Consider the following 7,500-nt stretch of genomic DNA (forward strand, 5'->3'; position numbering starts at 1 on the left):
TGCTTCATCGCCATCCATTGGATGAACTGAAGTGCCATCTCTCCGTTTTTGGACAGGAGCAACTCCAAATCCTTAACAAGCACGACACCCAGTTCACACGCATCGGCTGTTTCCGCAGTGCAGCTATACTCTTCCCCATCTATCCCGCTGAATTCCCCGATCAGATCACCCTGATGCTGAATGGTCAAAATCAATTCTTTACCATCTTCTGTCGACTTACGAAGTTTTACATGGCCTGAATGTATATAATAAAGCTGCTCCGCATCATCGCCCTCTCGGAAAAGCATAACGCCTGCCTTTACCTTTTTCCAAGACATAATTTCTTTCAGCAGCTCAAAATGCTCCTCCGTCAAAAAAAGCTGAATCCCCGTGCGTTCCGCCTCGTCCCCAAACCGTTCCATACAAGTGGCTTGCATTTTAGCGTCCTCCTCATGTTTACCTGATATCTATATCATAATGGTTTGACACATGGGTTGTTATCGGGAGAACACCTGATTTTATACCTTCCTACTCCCTGATTCGCTGTGATAAATATCACTTCTCAGGCAGGCTAGTGCCTTATTTATCGGCTTTCCTCCTACTCATTTCCCCGTCTTATGAAAAGTCAGTGTTTCCTACGCCTATAGATCAGGGGGTTCCCTGACTTACTTTTGTAACCATCGAAGCTACAATAATTAGAGCTACAGTTTTGTTAAGAAAAAGGATGTGTCTTCCATGCTACAAATAACGGATGAAATGCGAAAAGAACTGAACCAGTTAAGGGATCGCATCTATGGAGATCTCACTGCCCTTGCATTCATGTCCAAATCAGGAGGCGGTAAGTTACATTGGTATTACGTCTCTGGCAGCCGAAGCAATCGTTATCGCCTTATTTCTTTTAAAGTGGGACACGGCATTGCCGGGCTGGCAGTTCGTCTGGGACGTACCGTGACTGTGAATGCTTTGCTGCCTGGCAGCATACGTCTGCGTCAGGAATGTGCGCTGATGCTGGCTGAGCAGCTTCATTCTGCTATAGCTATTCCCTTTTCCAGCACAGGTAATTTACCGAATGGTGTGCTACTTCTTGGTAACCGCGATGTAAGGACGTTCACCGATTCCGAAGTAGCCGAGGCAACTCGAGTCGCTCAGCGGCTTGGTGAGCTATGTACTCACCCCCCTACTTCATAAGCTTCTTCATACTTTTATAGATAACAACAGATATTTGCTAAATATGGACATACCCAGCTGACTATATTGATTGAAATCCCTAAAATTTGCTATGATTATGACAAAACGCACGGTTTTTTTACCGTTCGAGGGGATGACAAATTGATTCGTATACTTGTAGTGGATGATCATGTTGTCGTACGTTCCGGCCTCATGGCCCTATTGGACGGCAAAAACGGCATTAAGGTGGTAGGAGATGCTGCAGACGGTGATGAGGCGATCCGCAAGGCGGTGGAGCTGCAACCCAATGTAGTGCTCATGGATTTTAGCATGCCACCTGGCAAAGACGGTCTAACAGCAACCACTGAATTAAAAAAAAAGTTGCCTGATACTGAAGTTCTTATCCTAACGATGCATGACGATGAGGAATACCTATTCCGGGCCATTCAGGCCGGGGCATCCGGATACATTTTAAAAAGTGCACCTCACGAGGAATTACTCGCAGCCATTCAGTCTGTGGCCGAAGGCAGCGCCTATTTGTACCCAAATGCGACCAAACGACTGATGAGTGAATATCTGGACAAGATCAAACAGGAAGGCATTGCCGGACCCTATGAGTCCCTTTCCGAGCGTGAAAAGGAAATTCTGTCATGGATAGCGAAAGGATATGCCAATAAGGAAATTGCCGAGCATCTGGTAATTAGCGTCAAAACCGTAGAGTCCCACAAAAGTAACCTTATGGAAAAGCTTAACCTGAAAACACGGCCTGAGTTGGTCAAATTTGCACTTAAAAAGGGGCTGCTGCACTATGAATGAATCTTCTAATCCTTTGCCGCAGCACGCTTTTGGTGAGTCGGCTGATAAGTTACTAAATGATTTGGAAGCTTATATCCCGGAGTCCCCTTTTCTCCATGAACTGCGTAACTCACTTCACCAGCTATCCAACCTGAAACTTGCATTAGATACTTCCTCCATCGTTGCTTTGACCGATCATCGTGGCATTATTCAGTACGTGAACGACAAGTTCTGTGAGATTTCGCAGTACAGTCGTGAAGAACTGATCGGTCGGGATCATCGGCTCATTAATTCAGGCTACCATACTTCCGCGTTCATGAAAAACCTGTGGACCACCATACGCTCAGGCCAGGTATGGCAAGGAGAAATACGCAATCGGGCTAAGGATAACAGCTATTACTGGGTGAATACCACAATCGTTCCGTTCATGGACGAGGAAGGCAAACCCTATCAGCACTTAGCAATCCGTAATGAGGTCACCAAGCTGAAAAAGGTCGAGGCTGAGCTTCAGACGATGATGACGCAAGTAATGCAAATTCAGGAGGAAGAACGCAAGCGTTTTTCAAGAGAATTGCATGATGGGATCGGACAAAGCTTGTTTTCTCTAATTATTCAACTAGATAGCCAACTTGCTGAACAGCCTAGTCCTGTTCTGGAAAATCTGCGTTCACAAGTGACCGACATCATTAAAGACGTCCGCGGACTAGCATGGGAACTACGTCCCTCAGTTCTGGATGATTTAGGTGTCGTACCAGCCATACGAACCTATATTGAAAACTTTTGCTCGCATTACGGTATTGAGGTCCATTTTCAGTGTAACCTACGTAAACGCCTTGATATCCGTAAGGAAATAGCTATTTATCGGATTGTACAGGAAGCATTAACGAATGTAGCCAAGTATGCAGACGTAGCAGAAGCACATGTCGACGTAGAAGATCAGGGAGAAATCATACAAGTGAGCATTTGGGATGAGGGGATCGGATTCTCTGAAGAATCCCAAGGAGAGGGCGTTGGACTGTTTAGCATGGAAGAACGGGCTAGAGGAGTAGGAGGATATATGAGCATGACCTCCGCACCAGAGCAAGGAACCTCCATCCAGCTCACCATTCCCGTGTAAAATCGGCCGTTGGATCGTAATCGGTGTATATCCGCAAACTTATTTGTGGGGTATGCACCAGATAGCGCAAATCCTCAATATTCATCATATCGTTATTTAGAAAATATAATAAAAAAAGAGAGAGCACTGTCTCCAGACAGGCTCTCTTTATTTATAAGGTGTCACCACTGAGGCAACAAGAATCCGCTATAGCAAAAAGCGGGTGATGGGAATCGAACCCACGCTACCAGCTTGGAAGGCTGGAGTTCTACCATTGAACTACACCCGCAAATCAGTATCGGGATGACACGATTTGAACATGCGACCCCCTGGTCCCAAACCAGGTGCTCTACCAAGCTGAGCTACATCCCGACATTATACATTTTTTTAGAAATGGCGCGCCCTGAGAGATTCGAACTCCCGGCCTTTTGATTCGTAGTCAAACGCTCTATCCAGCTGAGCTAAGGGCGCATATTGTAATCCATAATGAGCGTTAAGGCGCCACCCAGATTTGAACTGGGGAATGAAGCTTTTGCAGAGCTTTGCCTTACCACTTGGCTATGGCGCCGTATGGATAATGGAGCGGACGACGGGAATCGAACCCGCGACCCTCGCCTTGGCAAGGCGATGCTCTACCGCTGAGCCACGTCCGCAAAATATGGTGCGGTCGAGAGGACTCGAACCTCCACGGGGGGTTAGCCCACACGGACCTGAACCGTGCGCGTCTGCCAATTCCGCCACGACCGCAAAATAATTATAAATGGTGAGCCATGAAGGACTCGAACCTTCGACACCCTGATTAAAAGTCAGGTGCTCTACCAACTGAGCTAATGGCTCTTAATGGCTGGGGATATAGGATTTGAACCTATGCATGACGGAGTCAAAGTCCGTTGCCTTACCGCTTGGCTAATCCCCATTAATAAGAATAAAGGGCGGCCGATGGGGCTTGAACCCACGAATGCCGGAGTCACAGTCCGGTGCGTTAACCACTTCGCCACGACCGCCATATGATTAAGAAAAGACTGGTGGAGGATGATGGATTCGAACCACCGAACCCGTAAGGGAGCAGATTTACAGTCTGATGCGTTTGGCCACTTCGCTAATCCTCCAAAATGGTGCCGGCGAGAGGACTTGAACCCCCAACCTACTGATTACAAGTCAGTTGCTCTACCAATTGAGCTACACCGGCACATTACTCATTCCCACTTGAAAGGTGGCTCGGGACGGAATCGAACCGCCGACACGAGGATTTTCAGTCCTCTGCTCTACCGACTGAGCTACCGAGCCATATTATGTTGTACTACTAAATTATACATATTAGAATGGCGGAACTGACGGGATTCGAACCCGCGATCTCCTGCGTGACAGGCAGGCATGTTAGGCCTCTACACCACAGTTCCAGAGGCATTTCCATCAGGAAATTAATTGCGGGGGCAGGATTTGAACCTACGACCTTCGGGTTATGAGCCCGACGAGCTACCGAACTGCTCCACCCCGCGATAGTAAAAGGGATTTCTTTAAAAATTATTAATGGTGGAGGCTGAGGGGATCGAACCCCCGACCCTCTGCTTGTAAGGCAGATGCTCTCCCAGCTGAGCTAAGCCTCCATATTATGACCCGTAGGGGATTCGAACCCCTGTTACCTCCGTGAAAGGGAGGTGTCTTAACCCCTTGACCAACGGGCCTTACAAAATAAATTCTGAATTTTTAAAGGTGTGGCGGAGAGAGAGGGATTCGAACCCTCGCACCACTTTCGCAGTCTAACCCCTTAGCAGAGGGTCCCCTTATAGCCACTTGGGTATCTCTCCGAGTAGCGGCAGAGGGGATCGAACCCCCGACCTCACGGGTATGAACCGTACGCTCTAGCCAGCTGAGCTACGCCGCCACCTTATATATATAAGTCAAAAATATTCAAAATATGGCTCCCCGAACAGGACTCGAACCTGTGACAACTCGATTAACAGTCGAGTGCTCTACCAACTGAGCTATCAGGGAATATTGGTGGAGCCAAGCGGGATCGAACCGCTGACCTCCTGCGTGCAAGGCAGGCGCTCTCCCAGCTGAGCTATGGCCCCAATCATGTTGTATTAATTAAGAAATGGTGGGCCTTAGTGGACTCGAACCACCGACCTCACCCTTATCAGGGGTGCGCTCTAACCAGCTGAGCTAAAGGCCCTAATATTTACAGCTTTATTATCCTCTAAAGGATATCGCTTGGCGGCGTCCTACTCTCCCAGGACCCTGCGGTCCAAGTACCATCGGCGCTGGAGGGCTTAACGGTCGTGTTCGGGATGGGTACGTGTGGAACCCCTCCGCTATCGCCACCAAACATGAATTTGCCTCGCAAATTCTTCCGTATTGAAACTTGATTCATCACATATCGTGTGAATGAATTTCAATGCGCTTTTCGTATGCACTTGTACATACCTTCAAGGTGTTACACCCTGAAAACTGGATCCGAAACTCCATTGCGTCCTATCTTTAGGATAAGCCCTCGACCGATTAGTATTGGTCAGCTCCATGCATTACTGCACTTCCACCCCCAACCTATCTACCTCGTCGTCTTCAAGGGGTCTTACGTATTGGGAAATCTCATCTTGAGGGGGGCTTCACGCTTAGATGCTTTCAGCGCTTATCCCTTCCGTACATAGCTACCCAGCTGTGCTTCTGGCGAAACAACTGGTACACCAGCGGTACGTCCATCCCGGTCCTCTCGTACTAAGGACAGCTCCTCTCAAATTTCCTACGCCCACGACAGATAGGGACCGAACTGTCTCACGACGTTCTGAACCCAGCTCGCGTACCGCTTTAATGGGCGAACAGCCCAACCCTTGGGACCTACTTCAGCCCCAGGATGCGATGAGCCGACATCGAGGTGCCAAACCTCCCCGTCGATGTGGACTCTTGGGGGAGATAAGCCTGTTATCCCCAGGGTAGCTTTTATCCGTTGAGCGATGGCCCTTCCATGCGGTACCACCGGATCACTAAGCCCGACTTTCGTCCCTGCTCGACTTGTAGGTCTCGCAGTCAAGCTCCCTTCTGCCTTTGCACTCTTCGAATGATTTCCAACCATTCTGAGGGAACCTTGGGGCGCCTCCGTTACTCTTTAGGAGGCGACCGCCCCAGTCAAACTGCCCACCTGACACTGTCCTCGTACCGGCTTACGGTACCAAGTTAGAACCTAGATACGATCAGGGTGGTATCCCAAGGATGCCTCCCCTCAAGCTGGCGCTCAAGGCTCAACGGCTCCCACCTATCCTGTACAGATCGTACCCAAATTCAATATCAAGCTGCAGTAAAGCTCCATGGGGTCTTTCCGTCTTGTCGCGGGTAACCTGCATCTTCACAGGTATTAAAATTTCACCGGATCTCTCGTTGAGACAGCGCCCAAGTCGTTACGCCATTCGTGCGGGTCAGAATTTACCTGACAAGGAATTTCGCTACCTTAGGACCGTTATAGTTACGGCCGCCGTTTACTGGGGCTTCGGTTCATAGCTTCGCCCGAAGGCTTACCACTCCCCTTAACCTTCCAGCACCGGGCAGGCGTCAGCCCGTATACTTCGCCTTGCGGCTTCGCACAGACCTGTGTTTTTGCTAAACAGTCGCTTGGGCCTTTTCACTGCGGCCCCCTCGGGCTATTCACCCTACCGAGGCACCCCTTCTCCCGAAGTTACGGGGTCATTTTGCCGAGTTCCTTAACGAGAGTTCTTCCGCGCGCCTTAGAATTCTCTTCTCGCCTACCTGTGTCGGTTTACGGTACGGGCACCTTCTCCTGGCTAGAGGCTTTTCTTGGCAGTCTGAGATCATGACCTTCGCTACTGCAATTTTCGCTCCCCATCACAGCCCAGCCTTATCGATGTGCGGATTTGCCTACACACCAGCCTCACTGCTTGGACGGACATCCATCAGTCCGCGTCACTACCCTACTGCGTCACCCCATCGCTCATAACGGATTACGGTGGTACAGGAATTTCGACCTGTTGTCCTTCGACTACGCCTATCGGCCTCGCCTTAGGTCCCGACTTCCCCTGAGCGGACGAACCTTCCTCAGGAACCCTTAGGCTTTCGGCGGATCTGATTCTCACAGATCTTTTCGTTACTCATACCGGCATTCTCACTTGAATGCAGTCCAGCGCTCCTTCCGGTACACCTTCAACCCGCATTCAACGCTCCCCTACCCCTGATGCAAAGCATCAAGCCATAGCTTCGGTGGTGTGTTTAGCCCCGTTACATTTTCGGCGCAGAGTCACTCGACCAGTGAGCTATTACGCACTCTTTCAATGGTGGCTGCTTCTAAGCCAACATCCTGGTTGTCTGTGCAACTCCACATCCTTTCCCACTTAACACACACTTGGGGACCTTAGCTGATGGTCTGGGCTGTTTCCCTTTTGACAATGGATCTTAGCACTCACTGTCTGACTCCCGGAAGTAAGTCTATGGCATTCGGAGTTTGACTGAGCTTG

4 protein-coding genes, 21 tRNA genes and 2 rRNA genes (2 of these 27 running past the window's edge) are annotated in these 7,500 nt (G+C 49.5%); 3 read left to right on the forward strand and 24 right to left on the reverse strand.

The annotated features are described in order from the left end of the window. Positions 1–416 carry the 5' portion of a Crp/Fnr family transcriptional regulator gene (locus B4V02_RS23120; RefSeq protein ID WP_094156584.1) on the reverse strand. The gene continues 325 nt to the left of window position 1, outside the view, so only the first 416 of its 741 coding nucleotides appear in the window; the start codon lies at positions 414–416; the stop codon falls past the left edge of the window. Positions 417–714: 298 nt separating this feature from the next. Between B4V02_RS23120 and B4V02_RS23125 the strand changes: the two genes are divergently transcribed. From B4V02_RS23125 to B4V02_RS23135, 3 genes are all read left to right on the forward strand, one after another. Continuing rightward, on the forward strand, positions 715–1,167 hold the full coding sequence (locus B4V02_RS23125; RefSeq protein WP_094156585.1) for a GAF domain-containing protein: 453 nt from the start codon (positions 715–717) through the stop codon (positions 1,165–1,167). A 141-nt stretch (positions 1,168–1,308) separates the two neighbouring features. Beyond that, a complete protein-coding gene (locus B4V02_RS23130; protein WP_007428341.1) occupies positions 1,309–1,962 on the forward strand; it encodes a response regulator in 654 nt (217 codons plus the stop codon). Then, a complete protein-coding gene (locus tag B4V02_RS23135) occupies positions 1,955–3,058 on the forward strand; it encodes a PAS domain-containing sensor histidine kinase (RefSeq protein WP_094156586.1) in 1,104 nt (367 codons plus the stop codon). The genes B4V02_RS23130 and B4V02_RS23135 overlap by 8 nt, the downstream gene beginning before the upstream one ends. Positions 3,059–3,255: 197 nt before the next feature. On the opposite strand, the gene B4V02_RS23140 is transcribed toward B4V02_RS23135, so the two are convergent. From B4V02_RS23140 to B4V02_RS23250, 23 genes are all read right to left on the reverse strand, one after another. Next, positions 3,256–3,326: transfer RNA gene (locus B4V02_RS23140), tRNA-Gly, on the reverse strand. A gap of 9 nt (positions 3,327–3,335) precedes the next feature. Continuing rightward, positions 3,336–3,409: transfer RNA gene (locus B4V02_RS23145), tRNA-Pro, on the reverse strand. A 22-nt stretch (positions 3,410–3,431) separates the two neighbouring features. Then, positions 3,432–3,508: transfer RNA gene (locus B4V02_RS23150), tRNA-Arg, on the reverse strand. 25 nt (positions 3,509–3,533) lie between these two features. Continuing rightward, positions 3,534–3,605: transfer RNA gene (locus B4V02_RS23155), tRNA-Cys, on the reverse strand. Between the two features lie 10 nt (positions 3,606–3,615). Continuing rightward, positions 3,616–3,690, reverse strand: a tRNA-Gly gene (locus B4V02_RS23160). A 6-nt stretch (positions 3,691–3,696) separates the two neighbouring features. Beyond that, positions 3,697–3,784 (reverse strand) — tRNA-Leu (locus tag B4V02_RS23165). A gap of 14 nt (positions 3,785–3,798) precedes the next feature. Further along, positions 3,799–3,874, reverse strand: a tRNA-Lys gene (locus tag B4V02_RS23170). Positions 3,875–3,878: 4 nt separating this feature from the next. Beyond that, positions 3,879–3,953: transfer RNA gene (locus B4V02_RS23175), tRNA-Gln, on the reverse strand. Positions 3,954–3,968: 15 nt separating this feature from the next. Beyond that, a tRNA-His gene (locus B4V02_RS23180) sits at positions 3,969–4,041 on the reverse strand. Positions 4,042–4,060: 19 nt separating this feature from the next. Further along, positions 4,061–4,146, reverse strand: a tRNA-Tyr gene (locus B4V02_RS23185). Between the two features lie 4 nt (positions 4,147–4,150). Then, positions 4,151–4,226 (reverse strand) — tRNA-Thr (locus B4V02_RS23190). Positions 4,227–4,251: 25 nt separating this feature from the next. After that, a tRNA-Phe gene (locus B4V02_RS23195) sits at positions 4,252–4,324 on the reverse strand. A gap of 36 nt (positions 4,325–4,360) precedes the next feature. Further along, positions 4,361–4,437, reverse strand: a tRNA-Asp gene (locus tag B4V02_RS23200). Positions 4,438–4,462: 25 nt separating this feature from the next. Then, positions 4,463–4,536 (reverse strand) — tRNA-Met (locus B4V02_RS23205). 32 nt (positions 4,537–4,568) lie between these two features. Next, a tRNA-Val gene (locus B4V02_RS23210) sits at positions 4,569–4,644 on the reverse strand. A 6-nt stretch (positions 4,645–4,650) separates the two neighbouring features. Continuing rightward, positions 4,651–4,722 (reverse strand) — tRNA-Glu (locus tag B4V02_RS23215). Positions 4,723–4,753: 31 nt separating this feature from the next. Then, positions 4,754–4,845, reverse strand: a tRNA-Ser gene (locus B4V02_RS23220). A gap of 3 nt (positions 4,846–4,848) precedes the next feature. Continuing rightward, positions 4,849–4,922, reverse strand: a tRNA-Met gene (locus tag B4V02_RS23225). A 34-nt stretch (positions 4,923–4,956) separates the two neighbouring features. After that, positions 4,957–5,032, reverse strand: a tRNA-Asn gene (locus tag B4V02_RS23230). Positions 5,033–5,036: 4 nt separating this feature from the next. Next, positions 5,037–5,112 (reverse strand) — tRNA-Ala (locus B4V02_RS23235). A gap of 24 nt (positions 5,113–5,136) precedes the next feature. Then, positions 5,137–5,213 (reverse strand) — tRNA-Ile (locus B4V02_RS23240). A 36-nt stretch (positions 5,214–5,249) separates the two neighbouring features. Further along, positions 5,250–5,366: ribosomal RNA gene (gene rrf / locus B4V02_RS23245) — 5S ribosomal RNA — on the reverse strand. 153 nt (positions 5,367–5,519) lie between these two features. Beyond that, positions 5,520–7,500: ribosomal RNA gene (locus B4V02_RS23250) — 23S ribosomal RNA — on the reverse strand (it continues 946 nt past the right edge of the window).

Origin of the sequence: Paenibacillus kribbensis, assembly GCF_002240415.1 — a bacterium.
GTDB lineage: Bacteria > Bacillota > Bacilli > Paenibacillales > Paenibacillaceae > Paenibacillus > Paenibacillus kribbensis.